We start from the raw sequence: 21,713 nt of genomic DNA, 5'->3' as shown, positions 1-21,713 counted from the left end.
ATTTATTCATATCTCTTGTCTGGAATTAATATTACGCCTGTTGGTCAGGTATTCTTAGAGATCTATCACAAATAGTTTTTTATCCCGCRGCCCTTTAAGAATAAGGGTTTTAACAAACTTTATTCACTTTGGTTTATTGTGTGCTGGCTCTAAATAGTTAAATGAGGGGGAATATTATGCATGTATTGTTCGCTAAACTCGCTAGAATGTAATTTGTTAGGGATTATATGCAAGATGACCTTATTGATAAGGTCTGGATTAGAGTGGAAGTATGCAGTGTTAGTATTTATATATTTAATTTTCAAATCCGAATTAATTATTCGTTAACAATTTAAATGTTAATTAAGTTATTGTGATCACACTTTATAAATGAGTGTTTTAAGCTGTTTAACTATAAAAGTGCCTGTCTATTACCTATGTTTTTTTGTGCTAAATATAATTAGATATAATAAGTGAATAAATATAATGGCAAAGAATAGTCGGTATTTTGGGGACATCAATTTTGATGATTAAGTGCTGATTTATTCTCTGCTGCAGGTGTTAGAACCGTTTCAATGTATGCAACTGAGGTGGAGAGTAGAGAGGCTTTAAATGAAGTGTGTGACGCTTGTGAGACTGTTTCGGTGATTGGTGTTGGATTTGATAGCAATAAAAAAGCCGCTGAGACAGCGGCTTTGAGTAAGAAGGTAAATTAGATAGGGCTGGCTTAGATTAGCGCACCAATACTGAGAGCAATAATACAGAACACCATTAAAATACCGATTAATGGCATCACCCATTTAACCCATCGTACATAAGGCACGCGAGCAATCGCCAAGCCACCCATGACGACCGCAGAGGTTGGAGTAATCAAATTCACCAAGCCAGATGCCGATTGGTAAGCAGTGATAACAAGTTCACGACCTACACCCGCAAAGTCGGCCAGTGGTGCCATGATTGGCATGGTGAGCACGGCTAAACCAGACGTTGACGGCACTAAGAATGAAAGTAAAATCTCTAATAAGAACATCACGTTAATAAAGATAACGGAAGAAAGTCCGGTGACCATTTGTTCTGCAGAGAAGAGAATGGTGTCAGTGATCATACCGCGGTCCATTACGACCACAATACCACGTGCGATACCAATGATAAGTGCAACACCCAGTAGGTCTCGCGCACCATCAATAAAGCTAGAAGTAAACTCTTCCTCGCTCATTCGAGACACAATACCGACAATAATGGTTGCAGCTAAGAACATCGCTGAGATCTCAGCCATCCACCATCCAGCAACCGATACACCGTAAATCATCACGGCGAAAGAGCCACCGAAGATAGTGAGAATCAACTTACGCGTTGTGGTGAATTCCAGTTTTTCTCCGCCGGTGTTGCCAAGAAAGTGGGCTTTATTCTCTTCGTATTTGTCATACACAATGGATTTTGAAGGGTCTGCTTGGACCATTCTTGCATAACGCATAACATAGGCGACACAGATGCCCCAACCAATAATGAGCATGACAATACGTAAAACAATACCGTCAGTAAATGGAATACCAGAGGCGTTGGCGGCAATAACGGTTGCAAATGGGTTAATGGTTGAGCCTAGCACCCCAATCCCTGCACCAAGTAACACGGTCGCAGCCGCTACTAGAGGGTCAAAACGTGCTGCCATCATTACAGGCACTAGCAATGTATAGAAGGGCAGTGATTCTTCCGCCATGCCGTAGACGGTACCGCCAGCAGCAAACAGTGCCATCAGAATCGGTATCATCAACTCTTCTCGCCCTTCGAGTCGGGCGGTGACGCGTTCAATACCGGCATCAATGGCGCCGGTTTTGGTCACGAGGCCTAAGAAGCCACCAATGATCAAGATGAACAGAGAGACGTCAATAGCTGCGGCTTCATAGCTATTGTGGTCGTAGAAACCGTCAATCGGTGCGAGCAGTACGTCAATCACACCTTGAGGGTTGCCTTCTACCGCTTGATAGGTTCCGGTAACCGGGACTTCTCGGCCTAATTCTTCATTCATGGTTCGGTCGTATTGGCCTGCTGGAACAATCCAGGTAAGTAGGGCTACGAGTGCAATAAGAATGAATAAGATGGTGTAGGCAGAAGGGAATTTAAAGTTGGCAAAGAAGCCGCCCTTTTTTTTCTCGCTTGGTATCGTCTGAGTCGTCATGGCTATCTCCTTACATCATCTAAAATAGGATTGATGTGAATTAGCGAATAATGATTTATAGATCGTAAATATAGTTAAACTTATAAATAACCTAACGTTGTTAGATTTAAATTTAAGCTGTTTTATATTTAGTAACCCGAATGAAGATGTATTAATTTATCTGCAGCTATTTTATTCTTTATGATGTTATTTAAGTTTGGGTCTGTTCACAAAAATAGCGGTCCATAAATGGGTGAGAACATTGAAAAAAAACGGCAAGGTTTTTTGGTTAGTTAGCTTGGATTAATATTCGAGTTGGGATGTTTGAATGCTTGGAGAGATTGGTTTGTTAGGCCTTTTGGAGTGTCTGTTTGAATAATCTTGGAATTTTATTCAAACATTACTTTTGTTAGGTTTTTAAATTTTATAATGTTTATTTGATGCGCATCAAATAAACGCATTGCTCAAAATGAAAAAGGAAGCCGAAGCTTCCTTTTTGAGTTTTAAGTTGTAATGAGTATTAGATAAATAAGCCGCCGAATGCAAAGCCCAATGCAACGGCCGTACTGATTGTCGCCACACCTGGAATGAAGAATGGGTGATTAAATACGTACTTACCAATGCGTGTTGATCCCGTATCATCCATTTCTACTGCAGCAAGCAACGTTGGGTAGGTTGGTAATACGAACAGCGCACTGACCGCAGCAAAAGAAGCGACTGCTGTTAGTGGGGCCACGCCAATCGCTAGCGCTGCTGGCATCAGTGCTACGGTTGTTGCACCTTGAGAGTAAAGCAGCATGGAGGCGAAGAACAGAACGAGAGCGAGCATCCATGGGTAGTCAGCCAACAGAGCACCAGCAACATCTTTGATTTCAGCCACATGCGCGTTGACAAACGTAGATCCTAGCCAAGCCACACCTAATACGCATACACACGCCGTCATACCCGAGCGGAAGGTTGGTGCCGAAGAAATCTTCGCGGCATCAATTTTAGTGAATAGAACGATTGCCGCTGCCGCTGCCAGCATCACCGACATGATCGCTTCGTTGCGACCGAGCGCAGGGTTTTCAATCAAGCCAACAGAATTCGAGATGGCCGCCGCGTAGCAGACAACAAAACCGATCGCTGCTAGGAAGATGTAGGTCGCCTTCTTCGCTGTTGGTAGAATTTCACGTTTCTCTTCAGTTGCAAGCTTGATCAAACCTTTCTCTAGACGTTCTTGGTAAATAGGATCATCTTTGAGTTCACTGCCCATGTAGTTCGCGACAATCGCACCAACCATACAAGCGACGAAAGTCGTCGGGATGCAAATCATTAACAGGGTTAGGTAATCGACACCAAAAGGGGCAAGCATCGTTGCGAAAGCGACAACTGCGGCTGAAATCGGTGAGGCTGTGATAGCGATTTGAGAGGCAACAACTGCGATAGAAAGGGGACGAGAAGGACGAATGCCTTGGCCTTTTGCTACTTCAGCGATGACAGGAAGTGTTGAGAATGCGGTGTGACCCGTGCCTGCCATGAGTGTCATGACAAAGGTCACCATTGGCGCATAAAAGGTGATACGTTCAGGATGTTTTCGTAAAAAATTTTCCGCAATTTGTACTAACCAATCCATACCTCCAGCCACTTGCATGGCCGCAATCGCAGTAATGACCGACATGATGATCAAGATGACATCAACCGGAATGAAAGATTGGCTGGTTGGCACTCCCAAAACAAGAGATAGGGCAATGACGCCAGCACCGCCGGCAAAACCGATACCGATACCGCCAATTCTGGCCCCCAAAAAGATAAAGAGCAGGACGACAAACAGTTCTACTGCAATCATAAGTAATACCTCATTTTAGATTTTATTATGTGAAGATTCGTCGATGGAATATTGACATAATAGTTCGATTGTTCAGATTGAATGGAGCAAAAGGGCGGCTAAGTGAAGCGCATAAGGACAATGGTGTTAATTGTGTCGTTGTCTAAAAAAGGGCTCCGTTTGGAGCCCTGTCGACAGACTTACTCGTAGCGTTTTGCTTTATATTGAGGGTGCATCAAGTTTTCAACAGAGAAAATGTCATCAAGCTCTTCTTCGGTTAATAAACCGCGTTCTAGAACCACATCACGTACACTCTTACCTGTTTCTGCACAGATCTTACCAACAATGTCACCTTCGTGATGACCAATGTATGGATTGAGGTAAGTGACGATTCCGATAGAGTTAAATACGTGTGCTTCACATACTTCTTTGTTCACCGTAATGCCGTCTACACACTTGTCGCGCAAGTTCACACAAGCGTTGGTCAAGATGTCTAGAGACTCAAACATGCTTTGTGCAATAACGGGTTCCATTACGTTCAGTTGCAGTTGACCGCCTTCTGCAGCGAAAGAAACCGTGTTGTCGTTGCCTAGAACTTTGAAGCAAACTTGGTTTACGACTTCTGGCACTACTGGGTTTACTTTAGCAGGCATGATTGAAGAACCCGCTTGCAGTTCCGGTAGGTTTAGCTCGTTCAGGCCTGCACGTGGGCCAGAAGAAAGCAGGCGTAAGTCGTTACAGATTTTAGACAGTTTAACCGCTAGACGTTTAAGTGCACCGTGCGTCATTACGTATGCGCCACAGTCAGAGGTTGCTTCGATTAGATCTTCAGCCGCAACACACTCTAGGCCGGTTACTTCTGCGAGGTGTTTAACGGCTAGGCCTTGGTAACCCGGAGCTGCGTTCAGACCGGTACCGATAGCTGTTGCGCCTAGGTTTACTTCAAGCAGCAGTTTTGACGTATATTCTAGGTTTTTGATTTCTTCATTGATGGTTACCGCCCAAGCGTGGAACTCTTGGCCTACCGTCATTGGAACTGCGTCTTGAAGTTGAGTACGACCCATCTTCAAAATCGTGTTGAATTCTTGGCTCTTAAGTTCGAATGCTCCTTTTAGATATTCGATAGAGTCAATCAGTTTACGAACACTGTTGTAAACCGAGATGCGGAAACCCGTTGGGTAAGCGCAGTTTGTTGATTGGCTACGGTTTACATGGTCATTTGGATTGATGAACTCGTATTGGCCTTTTTCTTTGCCCATAAGTTCAAGTGCCACGTTCGCAACAACTTCGTTCGCGTTCATGTTTACAGAAGTACCTGCGCCACCTTGGAAAACGTCCGATGGGAACTGATCCATGCACTTACCTGTGTCTAGAATGAGGTCACAAGCTTCGATGATGTATTTAGCCACTTCGCTTGGAATGACACCTAACTCTTTGTTTGCTAAAGCCGCCGCTTTCTTAGTCATCACCATGCCGCGAACGAATTCAGGCACGTCTGAAATCGTTACATTTGAGATATTGAAGTTTTCAACTGCGCGTAGAGTGTGGATGCCGTAATAAGCATCAGCGGGAACATGACGTTGACCTAAAAGATCTTCTTCGAGACGAGTGGCTTGTGGAGCATCAATGTGAGCTTCTGATAGAGTAGCCATAACAGGATCCTTAGAGAATTATTCTGAGTATTTAGTAAGTTATTAGCCTATTCTGTGTGCAAATACTCCGTTCGCTAGAATATTGGGCTGATAAATCCGTCCTGACTTATGTGGCACATAATACTGTACTTAGCGTATAAAAAAAGTAACTTGATCACCTTTTTGGTTTTTGTTTCGTCAATATTTAACAAACTTATTCCGGGTCAATAAATACGTCTATTTACAGGATAAATTTGAGATTATGAGGGCTTTAAGCGTACACTGGATGCAACAAAGGAGGGCGTGTGTTTCCTATCTTATTATTACTCTTTATCTTCGTACCCATCATTGAGATTGGGCTATTTATTCAAGTTGGTGGCTTCTTAGGATTGTGGCCAACGATTGCGTTAGTATTGATGACGGCTTTTGTGGGTGCGTCGCTTGTGCGTAGCCAAGGTATTCAGACACTAATGTCTGTGCAAGGTCGACTACAGCAAGGTGAAATGCCAGCGCAGCAGATTATTGAAGGTGTGATGCTTGCGGTTGCTGGTGTATTGCTGCTGACTCCGGGGTTTATGACGGACGCTATGGGGATGTTGGTATTACTACCAGCACCAAGAGCGATGCTCGCGAAGAAAATGATGGAAAAAATGGTGGTTAAAAATATGTCTGGCGGCTTCCATACTGGAGGTCAAGGTGGATTTGGTCAAAGTCCATTTGGACAAGACCCATTTAATCGCGACCCATCTGACCAATCAAACAATGGCAACACCTTTGAGGGTGAGTTTGAGAAGAAAGACGACGACAATGATCGCAACCGCTTAAATTAATTGCATCTCTCTTTAATATAGAGAAAAACAGAAAAGGCGCTTACCTTTATCCTTCGCCAGATTGTGATAAGGGGAAGCGCTTTTTTTGATTGCGTTTGCTGACCATTTATTGCGTTTGCTGGATATGGCCAGCGGGTGCCGATATGGAAGCGAGTGAGCTTTCGGTTATACCGCGCCTTCAAAGCCCATTTGTCGCCACGCTTCGAACGCGATGATGGCAACGGCGTTAGACAGATTTAGGCTACGCGCATCTGGCATCATTGGAATACGAATGCGTTGTTCCATTGGCATACTTTCGATGAACTCTGCAGGCAAGCCGCGTGTTTCAGGGCCAAACATCAGTACATCACCGGGCTGGAATGTCGCATCAACGTGGTGGCCTGTCGTTTTCGTGGTGCAAGCAAAGATGCGGAAGTCACCTTCACGCTCATTCTCTAGGTACTCAAGGAAGGCGTCTAGATTCTTGTGGCGTTGCACTCGCGCAAGGTCATGGTAATCCAAACCAGCACGACGCACTTTCTTCTCTTCAAAATCAAAACCAAGTGGCTCAATTAGGTGTAGGTTTGCGCCACAATTAGCCGATAGGCGGATGATGTTACCCGTATTGGGCGCAATTTCTGGTTCGTATAGAGCGATATCAAACATGTTGTTTCACAAGAATAATCAAAGATAGTCTGAGTATACGGTGGCAAGCTGAGTGAGTACAGTTTACCACCTCGCGGTTCAGTAAGAATGAGGTCTTCATTGACCATTGATGAGTGGCTTTAACTTGGACAATGACCACACTCTCTATTTTGGGAAGTCATATCGGGTTATTACACGGGTAAGATCGGTAGACAGATCTTTAGCTGTAACCCACCGAGCTGGCTATGGCTTGCCGCGATGGTTCCGCTGTGTTGGCGAATCGCACTTTCTGTAATGGTTAGGCCAAGCCCAGTGCCGCCTGAGTTACGATCACGAGCGGTAGATACACGGTAGAAAGGTCTAAAGATAGAGTCCAGTTCATCCTCTGACACACCATCCCCATTATCATTGACACAAATCGTCAACTGGTCTTGTTGAACACTGAATTGCACATCCACGTGGTCTTTACCGTAGTAGATGGCATTGCGAGTAATATTGTCTAGCGCACTCATTAACAACTTTGGGTTGCCTGAAATAGAGCGATCTGGGATGTCTGAGAAGACTAGCTGCTTACCCATTTGTTCTGCTTCAAACTCTGCGTCTTTTAAGATCTCTTCCCATAAGCTCGACAAGGGTTGCACTTCTCGAGTGATATGACTATCGACTTGCATACGAGATAAAGTTAAAAGCTCACTGATCATCTGCTCTAAACGTTGTGCTTCAGTATCGATACGTTCGAGTTCTTGACTGTCGCCTTGCTTACGTATTGCTAGTGCATTGGCCATGCGTAGTCGAGTTAATGGAGAGCGTAATTCATGGGATATATCAGACAGTAAACGTTGCTGTCCTGACATCATCTGATTCACGGCTTCGACCATTTGGTTAAAACTCTCACCGGCTTGTCTGAACTCTGAAGTGCCTTTTTCCAGTAGAGGATCGACCTCAAACTGACCTTTCGCAACGCGTTGTGCTGCGAGTTCTAACCGTCGTGCGGGTTGGCTTAGTGCCCAAGCTAACCAAAGTAATAGTGGGGTGCTCGCCAGCATCACGGCAAGTAATAGTTGTAACGGTTTATCAAACAGCCTCAGTAAAAACGGTGGGGGCTGATTCCACTTTATTCCAGCATACATTAGTAGCTCTTCACCGGCGAGTGTGATTGGAACAGGCCCCGCGATCATGTAGTGTCCGTACAGCTTTTGTTTTGGTTCCTCTGGATTATCTATCAAGGTAACAAAGTTACGAATCGCTTTTTGCTTGTAGTCAGACTGTCTTTTCGAGGTCAGAACATTACCTTCTCGGTCCGTTAAGTAGATACGTGGGCGAGAGTCTTTGTGGTTCTGATGCATTTCGAGCTGGAAGATAATCTTGCCCAGGTTTGGCTCCCTTGCGTAGCGATTTTCTGCACCCTTAGCGATGCGTTCTAATTTATTGAGATGATCGGTAGGGACACTGCGAGCGACTCTTGGGTCTAAATGTGGCAATGACAGTACCGATATAAGCACCAGTAACATAGTGAACCAAAAGATGGCAAAGATACGTCCGTATAAGCTGGTGATTTTGGGGATACGCATTAATCCTCCTCCACCAATAAATAGCCGCGGCCACGTAAGGTTTTGATACGAGATTTACCGTCACTTCGTGCTGGAATTTTTTTTCTCAGATTAGAGATATGCATATCAATCGCGCGGTCAAATGCTGCCAGTCGTTTGCCTAACACATCTAAGCTTAATACCTCTTTCGTGATCACTTGCCCCGGGTTTTGGATTAGGTGGCTCAGCAAGGCAAATTCAGTCGTGGTGAGATCAATGATTTGACCGTTACAGTAAGCCTCTTGTTTCCCCGGAAAGACCTCGATGTCTTGGTATTGGATGGTGTCGTTGTTCGATTTGGGTGTAGCGTTGTTCTGCGTTCTGCGCAAGATAGCTCGAATGCGCGCGAGCAGTTCACGGTCGCTGAACGGTTTTGGTAAGTAATCATCTGCACCCAACTCAAGCCCTATGACACGGTCGATCTCTTCGCCTTTTGCGGTCAGCATCAGCACTGGCGTTTCCCAGTTTTCTCTCAGTTTCTTTAGTGTCTCCATGCCATTGAGGCGCGGCATCATCACATCCAACAGAATCAGATCAATCTTATTATTAATGGCTTCGAGTCCGGCATAGCCGTCATTAGCTTCAAAAACAGTGAAGCCCTCAAAGCTCAGAATATCGTTAAGTAAGCTGGTTAATTCTGTGTCGTCATCAATCAGAAGAATGTTTGCCATAGGGAAGCCTTAATCGGTTATTTACGTGTTAATAATACTGCTAATTATTCGTCAGCTTGCACTCTTTACGATTCTTTACGCTTTCTAAACGTCACTTTACGAGAGAAAGACTAATCTATATCTACGCGCTGAGAAAAACGCAACACATGAATGATTATACTGAATTGAGGCAAAGATTATGAAAATGACGAAGAAACTTGTACTAGTCGCTGCGGCACTTCCACTGATGTTAGGCACAGCAAGTGCGTATGCATACGGCGGTGGCGATAAAGGTGACCATAAAGGTATGCATGGTATGCACAGTAAGTGTGGTGATTTCGATAAGAAAATGATGCGCCAACTAGACTTGACTGATGCTCAAAAAGACCAGTTAAAAGAGATGCGTGAGGCTAATCGTGCCGAGATGAAAGCACAGCGCGGTGAAAACAGAGCTGGAAAAATGGCGCAAATGAAAGCTCATCATGAAAAAGTTCAAGCATTGGTTTTGGCTGACAACTTTGATGAGGCTGCAGCAAACGACCTTGCAAGCCAAATGGTTAAAAAGCAAACTGAGCGTCGCGTCGCCATGCTTAAGAAGCAACATCAAATGATGAGCGTACTAACCGCTGAGCAAAAAACGCAACTGAAAGAAATCCAACAAGAACGCATGACTCAGTGTACTGATAAAATGGAAAAGCGCATGAACAAAAAGAAATAATTCATGCGATACAAAACTGACTGAATGACAGTCTCAAAAATAAGCGGCCGTGTGCTGCTTTTTTTGATCCTGAAAAATGAATGTATTACATCATGGCCGTCATATTCAATTGGGTATTTGCAAGTTATACTTCGTAATATCAGTCACTTTATAGTCAGTTTATGAAACAAGAATACGCACGTTTAGTTACGCTCGCCGCTTGGGCTGCCACCATCATCGCCTCTATATTATTGGTTGTGAAGGTTGCAGCTTGGTGGGTGACCGGTTCCGTCAGCTTACTCGCTTCTGTGGTTGACTCATTGTTGGATATTGCCGCGTCGGTGGTTAATCTTGTGGTCGTTCGTTACTCTCTACAGCCGGCCGATAAAGAACATACCTTTGGCCATGGTAAGGCGGAGTCTCTCGCCGCATTAGCACAAGCCATGTTTATTTCTGGCTCCGCTTGTTTTCTTATTCTTAATGGTATTGAACGCTTCTTTAGACCCCACGAGTTGAACTCTCCTGAAATTGGTATCTACGTCAGCGTCTTCGCAATTGTAATGACTTTTGGTCTGGTTCGGTTTCAAAAGTATGTCGTGAAAAAAACGGGCAGCCAAGCGATCGCAGCCGACTCACTTCATTATCAATCAGACCTTTATATGAATGCGGCGATTATGCTTGCGTTAGCACTGAGCTGGTTTGGCATTGGTCAAGCGGACTCGGTGTTTGCGATTGGTATCGGTATCTACATTCTTTACAGCGCTTACCAAATGGCGATGGAAGCGATCCAATCACTGTTAGATAGAAAACTACCTGATGAAGAGCTTAAACAGATCAAGGCGACGGCGTTGAGGGTGGAAGGCGTGTTGGGTGTCCATCAATTACGGACGCGCCGTTCGGGGCCGATTCGATTCATTCAATTGCATCTAGAGCTTGAGGACCATATCCCTTTGATTGAAGCACACCGTATTTCTGACGAAGTAGAAGCTAAGCTTATCTCGGTTTTTCCGGATGCTGATGTATTAATTCATCAAGATCCGTATTCGGTTGTATTTGGACCAGAGAAACAGCAGAAATTGCATTCATGGTAATGATTTTCAAAAGGTGTTCGTAAATGGCAAGTCGGGTGCTTTTCAACTAGAGTGAGTAACGAAACCCCATTCGTTGGTGAGAAAAACACCATATAACAATTAATGTTGATTCTGATATGAATCAACAAAGTTATTGAGTAAAACTGTAATACTCTTACAGAAGTAGAAATGTTACATAATTTCACGCGATTTGAGTGCTATTCCTGTTGAGGAAATGTAACATAACGCACAAATATAGATTTAAAATCTTGTTGATATACAATCAGCAATAATAAGAATTGAATAATAGATTCCCAAAAATCGAGGGTGAGCATGATTAAGAAGATCGGTGTTTTGACCAGTGGTGGTGACGCTCCAGGCATGAACGCAGCAGTTCGCGGTGTAGTTCGTACAGCACTATCCGTTGGCATTGAAGTTTACGGCATTTACGATGGCTACCAAGGCCTTGTTGAAGATCGTATCGAAAAGCTTGACCGTTCAAGTGTATCTGACGTGATCAACCGTGGCGGTACTTTCTTAGGTTCGGCACGTTTCCCTGAGTTTAAAGATGTTGCCGTTCGTGAGAAAGGCATCGAGAACCTTAAGAAGCACGGTATCGAAGCACTGGTTGTTATCGGTGGTGACGGTTCTTACATGGGGGCTAAGAAGCTGACTGAGATGGGTTACCCATGTATCGGTCTTCCAGGCACAATCGATAACGATATCGCGGGCACTGACTACACAATCGGTTACCTAACAGCGCTTAATACTGTTATTGATTCAATCGACCGTCTACGTGACACGTCTTCTTCTCACCAACGTATTTCGATTGTTGAAATCATGGGCCGTCACTGTGGTGACCTTACGCTTATGTCAGCAATCGCGGGTGGTTGTGAGTACATCATTACTCCAGAGACTGGCCTAGATAAAGAACAGCTTATCAACAATATCCAAGATGGTATTGCGAAAGGTAAGAAGCACGCAATCATCGCTCTAACTGAGCTAATGATGGATGCTAACGAACTGGCTAAAGAGATCGAATCTTCAACGGGTCGTGAAACGCGTGCAACGGTTCTTGGTCACATCCAACGTGGTGGTCGTCCTACTGCATTTGACCGTGTACTGGCTTCTCGCATGGGTAACTACGCTGTTCACCTTCTTCAAGAAGGTCACGGTGGTCGTTGTGTTGGTATCGAGAAAGAAGAACTGGTTCACCACGACATCATCGATTGTATCGAGAACATGCAGAACCCAGACCGTTCTGAGCTGTTCCGCGTTGCAGAAGAGTTGTTCTAAGCCACGCTTAGCATTTGCTTAAAAGTATTTAAAAACCGCTGATTGTTCAGCGGTTTTTTTGTGCCTGTCGTCTGAGGTTTCAGGAATGACAGATAATAAAAAAGGCCAACCTAAGTTGACCTTTCATCTAATCTAAACGGTGACGTTTACATTAAGCTTTTGCTTCAGCCGCTGCTTTAGCGATAGCTGCGAAGCTTTTCGCGTCTAGAGCTGCGCCGCCAACTAGAGCACCGTCGATGTCTGGTTGTGCGAAGTAAGCTGCTGCGTTTTCTGGCTTAACAGAACCGCCGTATTGGATAACAACTTTCTTAGCAACTTCTTCAGATTTCTCTGCGATGTGTGCACGGATTTGAGCGTGGATGCGTTGTGCATCTTCAGCTGTCGCTGCTTTACCAGTACCGATAGCCCAGATTGGTTCATAAGCGATGATAGCGCCTTCAAGAGCTTCAACACCTTGAGTGTTGATAACTGCGTCAAGTTGACGAGCACATACTGCAACCGTTTCGCCTGCTTCGTTTTGAGCTTCAGATTCACCGATACAAAGAACAGGAGTAAGACCGTTTTCTTTTAGGAAAGCGAATTTCTTAGCGACGAACTCGTCTGATTCGTTGTGGTATTCACGACGCTCAGAGTGACCGATGATGATGTGAGAAGCGCCGAACTCTTTAAGCATAGCTGGAGACATGTCGCCAGTGAAAGCACCGCTGTTGTTTAGGTCAGAGTTTTGAGCACCTAGAATGATCGCGCTGCCCGCTTCAGTCAGTGTGCGTTCCGCAAGATCAACAAAAAGTGCTGGTGGAGCAACTGCTACGTCTACGCCTGTTACGCCTTCAAGTTCAGCGTTAAGACCGTTTAGTAGTTCAACAACCATTTCTTTGCTGCCGTTTAGTTTCCAGTTACCCATAACTACAGGATGACGCATAAGGATATCTCCAAAGTATTTAAATAAATCGAATGTAAAAAAGTAAACTTTATTACGAAATAATATAACAGATTAATACCAACAGATCATGACTGTGGTCATGACTTTCTTGGATCTTACTCATTGGTCAGAGTAGATTTTGAGCATATATCAGTGATCCGACAGACAGAATAATAGCGAACTTCTCGGATTTTTCATCGTTAGTTGCTATTAAGGGACAAACGATTGCATTAATAACAGGAAGTAACCATGCCGAATTTAGTTCTGGAGTACTCCAACTCAGTGGATGAGCGAGTGAATATTCAAGGTTTACTGGAAGACCTCCATCAAGTTGCACTCACTTGTGGCTTGTTTGATATCCCATCGATTAAGTCGCGTTCATTGCGTTGTCATAATTGGTTGGTCGGTGAGGAGGAAGATAGTGTAGACTTTATTCATATCAGCTTTGAGCTACTTTCGGGACGAACGGAAGAGCAAAAGCGAGAATTGTCACGTGCATTGATGATAACCTTACAAGAGCAAGCTAGCCATGTGAGAAGTTTAACGGTGAACATTCGTGATATGGACAAAGCGTGCTTTCAAAAAGTAATCAACTAACCATTGCTGCTGACTTTTAGCGGCGTACAAATTTGAGTATTTAAGATGTCGATGAAAGATTTACTGCTCTCTTTCAGAGGGAGAATTGGTCGTAAGACTTATTGGATTTGGAATATTTTCTATTACATAGCGATCACTGGCTTTGCTTCCGGTATTTCTGTTTTGTTCCCAGCTTATTCTTATATCCTACTACCAACCTTCTTAATCTTGCTTGCGGTCCCAGACCTTGCCGTGACCGCTAAGCGTTGGCATGATCGTAATAAGTCAAACTACTGGTTGCTGTTGAATGTGCCTCTAGTACTGGGTCGTTTAGCTTCGCCAATGGCTGCGACCACAACCGACTCGGTATCGCCAATGAATATGGTAGCGACGGTTGCGGCACTCGTGTGTGGCTTATGGATTTTGATTGAGTGTGGCTTGTTGAAAGGCACAGAGGGCCGCAATAATTACGGTGAGGCTCCCGTTTAAAAGCGGAATGGTAGATAAGTGAAAAGGGAGCATTGTCTCCCTTTTCTTTTAAGGCGTTTTTGTTTTTAACTTATTTCGACTTTTAGTACATTTTGGGTTCGGTATTCGGCTTAAAAGGCACCACATTTTTAGGTTCAGGTTCTTCAAAACCGCAATGACCTTTGAGAGCCGCTTGGAATTTACAGACCTGACAGCGCAACTCTTGCATGAGCACGACATTGGTGTGGTGTGGGTTTTTACAACGGCTAACCACTAAATCGATATGACTTTGTTGAGCGCGAAGCCTGTCTTGCATGGTCTCTGATGCTGAGCAAATCATTTGTTCACACATCTTGTGTTTGAATTGATTGAACGCAGTCGGGTTGCTTTTTGCGAGTTGGACGAGTTCATCAAAAGGAGGCAGTTTTTGATCTGGGTGGGGAGGTCGCATCATTCTTCCCTTCGCTTAAATCTGTGTTGTATTGTTTAAGCTTAAGAGAGAAAGTGGTGTGAATGTTGAACGCTTTGCGTTTTCTTAATTTTGAGACACGTTGAATAATGTACGGTTAGAGGACTGGCGTTAAAGTGTAGGTACAGCGTCTCTCTCCAGCAATAATATGTTCAGTGCGACTTACATGACACTCGCCTACGAGCAATTTTTGAAAAACATTGAGTTCTGACTGGCATAAGCTAGGACAACGAGTTGCCGCTTTACAGATAGGGCAGTGGTTTTCAATCAAGATGTAGTGATCGTCATGTGCTTGAAGCTCTGCCATGTAACCTTCTTCTTCGCGAAGCTGAGTGAGTTTTTCAAGCTTACTGTACAGATTATTACAGCCAGATAGGGCGGTTTGATACTGCTTGAACGTATGTTGTTCACGCTCAGCGGTCACTTTAGCCAAGCCTTCTTTACCGAATAGGCTTTCTACAGCATCAATCACTTGAATGGTGAGGACGCCATGTCGGTCTGAAAACAGGCTATTACCTTGCTGAGTCAGTGACCAATGGCGAGTTGGGCGACCTACTTTTACTTTGACGTCATGAAACGCAAGAATACCGTCATCTTCCAAACTTTGTAGGTGCTGCCTAGCTCCCATTGTAGTTATGCCAAATTCTTCTGACAGTTGCTTTGCGGTTACCGCGCCTTTACGTTTAATGGTTTGTAAGATTTTGTCGCTTGTTTTCATATTATCCCTACCTTATGAACCTTACTATTATGGGGTAAGGTGTTTATAAAGCAAACTATTTACTATGTTAACTCCGCTTACGGCATCGACAGTGAATGGTGCGATGCTTTTAGGGTAATAAAACAAAAGGCTGATACCAAGTATCAGCCTTTGCGTATTCTGTTGAATCTAGTATAGGTTTACAGGATATGGCCTACAACTTCAGGATCTTTACGCTCTAGGTAGTGGATAGACTTGATGCGACGAATGGTACGACAGCGACCACGGATAAGTAGCGTTTCAGTCGTTGCAATATTGCCTTGACGAGTAATGCCTTCTAGCAAGTCACCTTTGGTGATGCCTGTTGCCGAGAATACAACGTTATCGCTGCGAGCCATGTCTTCCATCTTCAACACAATACCCGCCGTTACGCCCATTTCAGTACAACGCTCGAGTTCAAGCTCACCGTGTTTACGGTTATCTTCTGTATCGCCTTTTACTTCATGACGAGGAAGAAGGCGGGCGTGCATGTCGCCGTCGAGTGCGCGAATCACAGCCGCAGAAACTACCCCTTCAGGTGCGCCGCCGATGCAGTACATGACATCCACTTCGCTGTCTGGCATGCAGGTTAGGATTGAAGCGGCAACATCACCGTCTGGCACTGCGAATACACGTACGCCCATCGCTTGCATGTCAGCAATCACTTGATCATGACGTGGCTTAGCAAGTGTTGTTACAACCAGAGTATCAAGTGTTTTCCCCAAAGCTTTGGCGATGTTTTCTAGGTTTTTTGTGAGTGGCAGTTCTAGGTCAATCGCCCCTTTTGCGCCAGGGCCAACCACCAGTTTTTCCATGTACATGTCAGGCGCTTTAAGGAAGCTACCTTTTTCACCAGCCGCTAATACAGCCAATGCATTCGATTGGCCCATTGCTGTCATGCGTGTTCCTTCAATTGGGTCAACGGCGATATCGACTGCATCACCACCAATACCGACATTCTCGCCGATGTACAGCATAGGGGCGTCATCTATTTCACCTTCGCCAATAACAATCTCACCGCTGATTTCGGTTTTGTTAAGTAGGCTACGCATGACTTCTACAGCAGCGCCATCGGCAGCGTTTTTATCACCACGGCCAAGCCACTTATAACCAGCTAATGCGGCACCTTCTGTGACACGAGAGAATGACATTGCTAAATCGCGTTTCATGCGGGCTCCAAAATTAAAAAAAAGAGGGGGGGGATAGAAATCTCGCGGCGAATTTTACCATATCCAAAAGTAAACGTTTGCCTTTTTGTTTTTTGAGGATTGCTCTTGATCAATTTGTATTGGAAAACCGTGAATTAGCTTCAAAATACTCAGCCTGTCGTTGTGTCGGTGATAGCCCACGTCAATATTCGGTAAAATACGCTGTTTTTTTCATCGAATAGTGCAAAATATCGAATATATTAAGTGTTTATCCTTGCGCTGCTGAGTAGAATGGGGAATAAGTGGAGTGAACTTCCACCATCAAACGGATAACTTAAAGGTAGGCCAGAATGTCTTTTGAAGTACTAGAGCAGCTAGAAGCAAAAATTCAAACAGCAGTAGATACTATTGCACTTCTTCAAATGGAAGTCGAAGAGCTTAAAGAAGAGAAACAAGCACTAGCAACAGAAGCCGGTGAGCTTAAAGCAAGCCGTTACGAGCTAGAGCAAAAAACTCAGCAAATGCAGGAAGAGCACTCGGCATGGCAAGATCGTATCCGTAACCTTCTTGGTAAAATGGATGACGTAGAGTAATTGGCTCTTCGGATTTAACAAAAACGCCCGCTACTGAGTAGCGGGCGTTTTTGTTTGTGTTCTTGTCCTTGGTGATTGATTGAGTGAGTTACTCGATCTCTTCTTCAACATCCAGATCAAGTTCTACATCTAAAGGCTCGGCCGAAAGAATGATGCCGGTGTTGTCGGCGTAGAGGTAATCTTCAGGTAAGAAGGTTACGCTGCCAAAGTTGACTGGTACGTCAACCTCGCCAATATTTTCTTGTCCAGCACCGACAGGGATAGAAGCCAAGGCTTGGATACCTAGGTTCATGTCTTCAAGATCATCGACTTCACGAACGCAGCCGTAAACCACAATACCTTCCCACTCATTGTCTTCGGCAAGTAGGGCAATCTCAGCATCGATCAGCGCTTTACGTAATGAGCCGCCGCCATCAATTAACAGCACTCGTCCCAAGCCATCTTGTTCTAATACGGAGCGAATCAAAGCGTTATCTTCAAAACACTTTAATGTCGTTATCTGCCCGGCGAAAGATGCTCGTCCACCGAAGTTGCTGAACATTGGCTCCACGACATCGACTTGATCTAAATAGATGTCGCACAGTGCTGAAGTGTTGTATTCCATTAGCGTACCTTTTGAACAATGAGCTTACTTTGAGTATATCGGCGTTGGATCCCTTTGCAATGATTAGTCGCCACTAACTCAATAGAGTTTGAGCTACAACAACCCCTGCAAACAATAGGTTAGTGGCCAGTGAGCATTTGACAATAGCAGGCATCATTGGCGCGATCTGTGCGGGCTCCTCTGTTTTCCAAACAGCCTTACCATGCTTGTAGACAATAACCGCACTGAGTAAAAACGGTAGGCTAATCCAGATCGGTTTTTCTTGAATCAGTAGGTAAAGAGCAAAAGACACAAGGGCAAAACCAAGCAGTGCGAAATGGTAGTGTTTGGCTTTGCGCTGGCCTAATCGAACTGCCATCGTACGCTTACCACACTCGCTGTCGTTTTCGATGTCACGCATGTTGTTGATATTGAGCACTGCAACGGCCATCAATCCACAACCGAGCGCGGGTAAAAACAGACTGGGTTCAACATGGCCGGTATATAAAAAATACGTGCCGGAAACCCCTAATAAGCCAAAGAAAATAAAGACAGAGAGATCGCCAAGTCCAATATACCCATAAGGCCTATTGCCGACGGTGTAAGCGATAGCGGCAACGATCGCTAATACGCCTAATGCGATGAAAGATAAGATACTTTCAATGGAGTTTAACGCATAGAAAATCAGGATTAGGCCTACAATTATGGTCAAGGCGATGTTGATCACGATTGCTTGCTTCATGGTTTTTGCGGTCACCACGCCAGATTGCATCGCACGTGTCGGCCCAAGGCGCTTGTCGTTGTCTGTCCCCTTAACCGCATCACCATAATCATTGGCTAGGTTCGATAATATCTGTAATAGCGTCGCGGTTAACAAGGCCAGTAGTGCTATTGATAAAGAAAACTGATCGCTGGCGAACGCTAAACTACTTCCTGTAAGAATAGAGACAAGTGCGAGAGGCAGTGTTTTCGGTCGTGCGGCATCAAGCCAAATCAGTAGAGATTGTTTCATCTTAGGTCAATTTCTTTGTAAGTATTCATTTCATGCTGTGATTGGAGTATACGCCCATTTTTCGAGTAATAAAAAGCCCACTCGAAAGTGGGCCTTGAATTCACCGATTAGCTGCTCTTTCTTTGAGATAGAGCAATTAAGTTGGTATTTCGTGTGCTACAGAATGAAGCGGCTTAGGTCTTCGTCTTCTACGAATTCGCCAAGTTTCGATGTTACGTAAGCTTCATCAATCACGAGTTTGCTGCCAGCTTTGTCTGTTGCGTTGAATGAAATCTCATCCATCAGACGCTCCATTACTGTGTGTAGACGACGGGCACCAATGTTTTCAGTGGTTTCGTTCACGCGCCATGCTGCGTCAGCAATTTGGTTGATGCCATCTTCAGTGAACTCGATGTTGACATCTTCTGTTTTCATTAGGGCAATGTATTGCTCTGTTAGAGAGGCTTTGGGTTCAGTCAGAATGCGTTTAAAGTCATTCGCTGACAGGGCTTCAAGTTCTACACGAATAGGCAGACGACCTTGTAGTTCAGGGATCAGATCAGAGGGTTTAGCCACTTGAAATGCGCCTGATGTGATGAACAAGATGTGGTCCGTTTTCACCATACCGTGCTTTGTGGATACTGTACTGCCTTCAATAAGAGGCAGTAGGTCACGTTGAACGCCTTCACGAGAGACATCTGGGCCTGAGCTATCGCCACGCTTACAGATTTTGTCGATCTCATCGATGAATACGATGCCGTTATTTTCAGCGTTGAAGATTGCGCTCTCTTTTAACTCTTCTTGATTGACAAGCTTTGAAGCTTCTTCTTCTGTCAGTGCCTTGAATGCGTCTTTGATTTTCATCTTGCGCTTTTTCTTGGTGTCGCCAGCTAGGTTTTGGAACATGCCTTGCAGTTGGTTCGTCATCTCTTCCATGCCAGGAGGTGACATGATTTCAATGCCCATTTGCGGTGCAGCGACATCAACTTCAATCTCTTTATCGTCGAGGTTACCTTCACGCAGTTTCTTACGGAAAATCTGGCGAGTGTTGGAAGAAGTGGTGTCTTCAGTTGATTGCTCGTTCTGACCCCAAGCATCACGTGCTGGCGGTAGAAGGGCATCTAGAATACGTTCTTCAGCTTGTTCTTCCGCGCGGTACTGTACTTTTTCCATCGCTTGTTGGTGCGTCATCTTGATGGCAACGTCCGTTAGATCACGGATGATGGTTTCCACTTCTTTACCAACATAACCCACTTCGGTGAACTTAGTCGCCTCTACCTTGATGAAAGGCGCGTTGGCTAGTTTCGCTAGACGGCGAGCAATTTCAGTTTTACCAACACCCGTTGGACCAATCATTAGGATGTTCTTTGGTGATACTTCAACACGCAAGCTTTCTTCAAGCTGCATACGACGCCAGCGGTTACGCAGAGCGATAGCCACGGAACGCTTAGCGTTGTCTTGGCCGATAATGTGGCGATTGAGTTCGTGAACAATTTCGCGAGGAGTCATTTCAGACATGGTTTTTCCTTAATTCTTTAATCACGGTTGAATACAAGGTTGTTGATGGAAGCGTTCGTTACTCTGGCTTTGGCAGCTCAACGGTGCTTTCTAGTTCTTCAACAGTGTGGTGATGGTTGGTGAATACACAGATATCGCCAGCAATATTCAGCGATTTTTCTGCGATTTCACGCGCATCTAAATCTGTATTTTCTAATAGTGCAGTCGCTGCAGCTTGAGCGAAGTTGCCGCCCGAACCGATCGCAATCAGGTCATTTTCAGGCTGAACAACATCGCCGTTACCTGTAATGATCAGTGACGCAGTTTCATCCGCAACCGCCAGCAAGGCTTCTAATTTACGGAGCGCGCGATCGCTACGCCAATCCTTCGCTAGCTCAACGGCAGCTTTGGTTAGGTGGCCTTGGTGCATTTGCAGTTTGCTTTCAAATTTTTCGAATAGCGTGAAAGCATCAGCCGTACCGCCAGCGAAACCTGCCAGTACTTTGTTGTTGTATAGGCGACGTACTTTACGGGCATTGCCCTTCATTACAGTATTGCCTAGAGATACTTGTCCATCACCCGCGATGACGACTTTATTATTACGACGTACAGATACTATGGTAGTCACGAGTAGGGCCTCTTAATATTCTTATCTTTGGGTATGAAAAGTATATGAGGATGATAGTTGGATAATTCAAGGAACCACGAGTGATGTCGCGCAACTTATCGACGGAAGTCGTCAAGATATTGGGTTTAAAGCGGGGGAACAAAAGAAAACCTCCACAATAGGAGGTTTTTGGTGTTGTATGGCGATGGCAGATGTAACGGCGTTATTGCCGCTGTCGCTAATCGGTATCCTTCCAAATTGCACAAGGTTCGATTTTTGCTCGTTGCAGCTTATGACGAGCTCGCTCTGCGTCGCGCTTAAACTTGTATGGTCCTAGAACCACACGATACCAACTGCTCCCTTCTTTTTTACGGATTTCACTCGAGAGGCCTTGGAAGGCAATATCCAATTTACGAGCTTCGGCTTGTGCTGAGGTTTTGTAAGCCCCACACTGCATGACGTAAGGGAACTTGGAGACCGTTTGTTCTTTGGCTTGTACTTTAATCTCACGGCTTGGCAATGTTTCAACGTAGTCCCACTTCTCTTCAGGAGGTGGGGGGATCACTTTCGTTGGTTTTGGCTTCGGTGTTGGTTTACTTACGACTGGAACCGGTGCTGGCGGCTCAGGATCATTACTCAGTAAGTAAAGCCCATAAACAAAACCACCGACAAGGAGGATCGCTAAAAGGCCACTGCGCCAAGGTTTACGGCGAGGAGCTTGTTTTTTAGTCGTTTTTTTTGTGCCACGACCACGCGTTACATAATCTTTCTTAGCCACAAGACAATTCAATAGTT

The 21,713-nt window shown here is 44.8% G+C and carries 22 protein-coding genes; 7 read left to right on the top strand and 15 right to left on the bottom strand.

Annotation, left to right across the window (positions count from 1 at the left end):
* Window positions 1-706 precede the first annotated feature (706 nt).
* The 3 genes from L4B77_RS04665 to aspA form a co-directional block, all read right to left on the bottom strand.
* Window positions 707-2,155 (bottom strand): YfcC family protein, encoded by a 1,449-nt coding sequence (locus L4B77_RS04665; RefSeq protein WP_261838301.1) that lies wholly within the window; start codon window positions 2,153-2,155, stop codon window positions 707-709.
* 499 nt (window positions 2,156-2,654) lie between these two features.
* Window positions 2,655-3,962 carry an anaerobic C4-dicarboxylate transporter gene (locus tag L4B77_RS04660; protein WP_261838300.1) on the bottom strand — a complete coding sequence of 436 codons (1,308 nt, stop codon included), beginning with the start codon at window positions 3,960-3,962 and terminating at the stop codon, window positions 2,655-2,657.
* A gap of 179 nt (window positions 3,963-4,141) precedes the next feature.
* On the bottom strand, window positions 4,142-5,593 hold the full coding sequence (gene aspA / locus L4B77_RS04655; RefSeq protein WP_429748790.1) for an aspartate ammonia-lyase: 1,452 nt from the start codon (window positions 5,591-5,593) through the stop codon (window positions 4,142-4,144).
* Window positions 5,594-5,877: 284 nt separating this feature from the next.
* Between aspA and L4B77_RS04650 the strand changes: the two genes are divergently transcribed.
* Window positions 5,878-6,402 carry an FxsA family protein gene (locus tag L4B77_RS04650; RefSeq protein ID WP_429748788.1) on the top strand — a complete coding sequence of 175 codons (525 nt, stop codon included), beginning with the start codon at window positions 5,878-5,880 and terminating at the stop codon, window positions 6,400-6,402.
* Between the two features lie 165 nt (window positions 6,403-6,567).
* On the opposite strand, the gene L4B77_RS04645 is transcribed toward L4B77_RS04650, so the two are convergent.
* The 3 genes from L4B77_RS04645 to L4B77_RS04635 all read right to left on the bottom strand — a co-directional run bounded on the left by L4B77_RS04645 (window position 6,568) and on the right by L4B77_RS04635 (window position 9,286).
* Window positions 6,568-7,047 carry a tRNA (cytidine(34)-2'-O)-methyltransferase gene (locus L4B77_RS04645; RefSeq protein ID WP_261838297.1) on the bottom strand — a complete coding sequence of 160 codons (480 nt, stop codon included), beginning with the start codon at window positions 7,045-7,047 and terminating at the stop codon, window positions 6,568-6,570.
* Between the two features lie 170 nt (window positions 7,048-7,217).
* On the bottom strand, window positions 7,218-8,597 hold the full coding sequence (gene cpxA / locus L4B77_RS04640) for an envelope stress sensor histidine kinase CpxA (RefSeq protein ID WP_261838296.1): 1,380 nt from the start codon (window positions 8,595-8,597) through the stop codon (window positions 7,218-7,220).
* Window positions 8,597-9,286, bottom strand: a complete 690-nt coding sequence (locus L4B77_RS04635) for a response regulator (protein WP_261838295.1) — start codon at window positions 9,284-9,286, stop codon at window positions 8,597-8,599. Before L4B77_RS04635 ends, cpxA begins: the two co-directional genes overlap by 1 nt.
* Window positions 9,287-9,464: 178 nt before the next feature.
* Here L4B77_RS04635 and L4B77_RS04630 point away from each other — a divergent pair, with 178 nt between their 5' ends.
* The 3 genes from L4B77_RS04630 (at window position 9,465) to pfkA (ending at window position 12,328) form a co-directional block, all read left to right on the top strand.
* Entirely contained in the window at window positions 9,465-9,983 is a 519-nt protein-coding gene (locus L4B77_RS04630; protein ID WP_261838294.1) for a CpxP family protein, read from the top strand.
* Window positions 9,984-10,144: 161 nt separating this feature from the next.
* The gene (gene fieF, locus L4B77_RS04625) at window positions 10,145-11,053 is read left to right on the top strand and encodes a CDF family cation-efflux transporter FieF (RefSeq protein WP_429748784.1); all 909 of its coding nucleotides are present in this window, start codon (window positions 10,145-10,147) and stop codon (window positions 11,051-11,053) included.
* Between the two features lie 312 nt (window positions 11,054-11,365).
* Entirely contained in the window at window positions 11,366-12,328 is a 963-nt protein-coding gene (gene pfkA, locus L4B77_RS04620) for a 6-phosphofructokinase (protein ID WP_372067239.1), read from the top strand.
* Window positions 12,329-12,479: 151 nt separating this feature from the next.
* Here the strand turns inward: pfkA and tpiA are convergent, their stop codons facing one another.
* On the bottom strand, window positions 12,480-13,250 hold the full coding sequence (gene tpiA / locus L4B77_RS04615) for a triose-phosphate isomerase (RefSeq protein ID WP_146492416.1): 771 nt from the start codon (window positions 13,248-13,250) through the stop codon (window positions 12,480-12,482).
* 249 nt (window positions 13,251-13,499) lie between these two features.
* On the opposite strand from tpiA, the gene L4B77_RS04610 reads away from it, so the two are divergent.
* Window positions 13,500-13,847: a 5-carboxymethyl-2-hydroxymuconate Delta-isomerase gene (locus L4B77_RS04610; protein WP_261838291.1), complete on the top strand. Its 348-nt coding sequence runs from the start codon at window positions 13,500-13,502 to the stop codon at window positions 13,845-13,847.
* Between the two features lie 45 nt (window positions 13,848-13,892).
* Window positions 13,893-14,315 (top strand): DUF805 domain-containing protein, encoded by a 423-nt coding sequence (locus tag L4B77_RS04605; RefSeq protein ID WP_261838290.1) that lies wholly within the window; start codon window positions 13,893-13,895, stop codon window positions 14,313-14,315.
* Between the two features lie 82 nt (window positions 14,316-14,397).
* Here L4B77_RS04605 and L4B77_RS04600 read toward each other — a convergent pair whose 3' ends face one another.
* From L4B77_RS04600 to glpX, 3 genes are all read right to left on the bottom strand, one after another.
* Window positions 14,398-14,745, bottom strand: a complete 348-nt coding sequence (locus L4B77_RS04600) for a DUF3135 domain-containing protein (protein ID WP_372041201.1) — start codon at window positions 14,743-14,745, stop codon at window positions 14,398-14,400.
* Window positions 14,746-14,860: 115 nt separating this feature from the next.
* Window positions 14,861-15,481 carry a helix-turn-helix transcriptional regulator gene (locus L4B77_RS04595; RefSeq protein ID WP_261838289.1) on the bottom strand — a complete coding sequence of 207 codons (621 nt, stop codon included), beginning with the start codon at window positions 15,479-15,481 and terminating at the stop codon, window positions 14,861-14,863.
* A gap of 179 nt (window positions 15,482-15,660) precedes the next feature.
* Window positions 15,661-16,668 (bottom strand): class II fructose-bisphosphatase, encoded by a 1,008-nt coding sequence (gene glpX, locus L4B77_RS04590; RefSeq protein ID WP_429748780.1) that lies wholly within the window; start codon window positions 16,666-16,668, stop codon window positions 15,661-15,663.
* A 329-nt stretch (window positions 16,669-16,997) separates the two neighbouring features.
* Here glpX and zapB point away from each other — a divergent pair, with 329 nt between their 5' ends.
* Window positions 16,998-17,240 (top strand): cell division protein ZapB, encoded by a 243-nt coding sequence (gene zapB / locus L4B77_RS04585; RefSeq protein WP_261838287.1) that lies wholly within the window; start codon window positions 16,998-17,000, stop codon window positions 17,238-17,240.
* Between the two features lie 88 nt (window positions 17,241-17,328).
* On the opposite strand, the gene rraA is transcribed toward zapB, so the two are convergent.
* The 5 genes from rraA to L4B77_RS04560 form a co-directional block, all read right to left on the bottom strand.
* The gene (gene rraA / locus L4B77_RS04580) at window positions 17,329-17,844 is read right to left on the bottom strand and encodes a ribonuclease E activity regulator RraA (RefSeq protein ID WP_429748777.1); all 516 of its coding nucleotides are present in this window, start codon (window positions 17,842-17,844) and stop codon (window positions 17,329-17,331) included.
* A gap of 73 nt (window positions 17,845-17,917) precedes the next feature.
* Window positions 17,918-18,835: a 1,4-dihydroxy-2-naphthoate polyprenyltransferase gene (locus L4B77_RS04575; protein ID WP_261838285.1), complete on the bottom strand. Its 918-nt coding sequence runs from the start codon at window positions 18,833-18,835 to the stop codon at window positions 17,918-17,920.
* Window positions 18,836-18,991: 156 nt separating this feature from the next.
* Complete coding sequence (gene hslU / locus L4B77_RS04570; RefSeq protein WP_261838284.1) at window positions 18,992-20,332, bottom strand: ATP-dependent protease ATPase subunit HslU; 1,341 nt, start codon at window positions 20,330-20,332, stop codon at window positions 18,992-18,994.
* 58 nt (window positions 20,333-20,390) lie between these two features.
* Window positions 20,391-20,939 (bottom strand): ATP-dependent protease subunit HslV, encoded by a 549-nt coding sequence (gene hslV / locus L4B77_RS04565; RefSeq protein WP_076656768.1) that lies wholly within the window; start codon window positions 20,937-20,939, stop codon window positions 20,391-20,393.
* A 217-nt stretch (window positions 20,940-21,156) separates the two neighbouring features.
* The gene (locus L4B77_RS04560; RefSeq protein WP_429748774.1) at window positions 21,157-21,696 is read right to left on the bottom strand and encodes an SPOR domain-containing protein; all 540 of its coding nucleotides are present in this window, start codon (window positions 21,694-21,696) and stop codon (window positions 21,157-21,159) included.
* Window positions 21,697-21,713 lie beyond the last annotated feature (17 nt).

The sequence above is a fragment of the Vibrio minamisatsumaniensis genome (assembly GCF_050337445.1).
GTDB lineage: Bacteria > Pseudomonadota > Gammaproteobacteria > Enterobacterales > Vibrionaceae > Vibrio > Vibrio artabrorum.
This window is presented reverse-complemented; position numbering and strand designations above follow the sequence as displayed.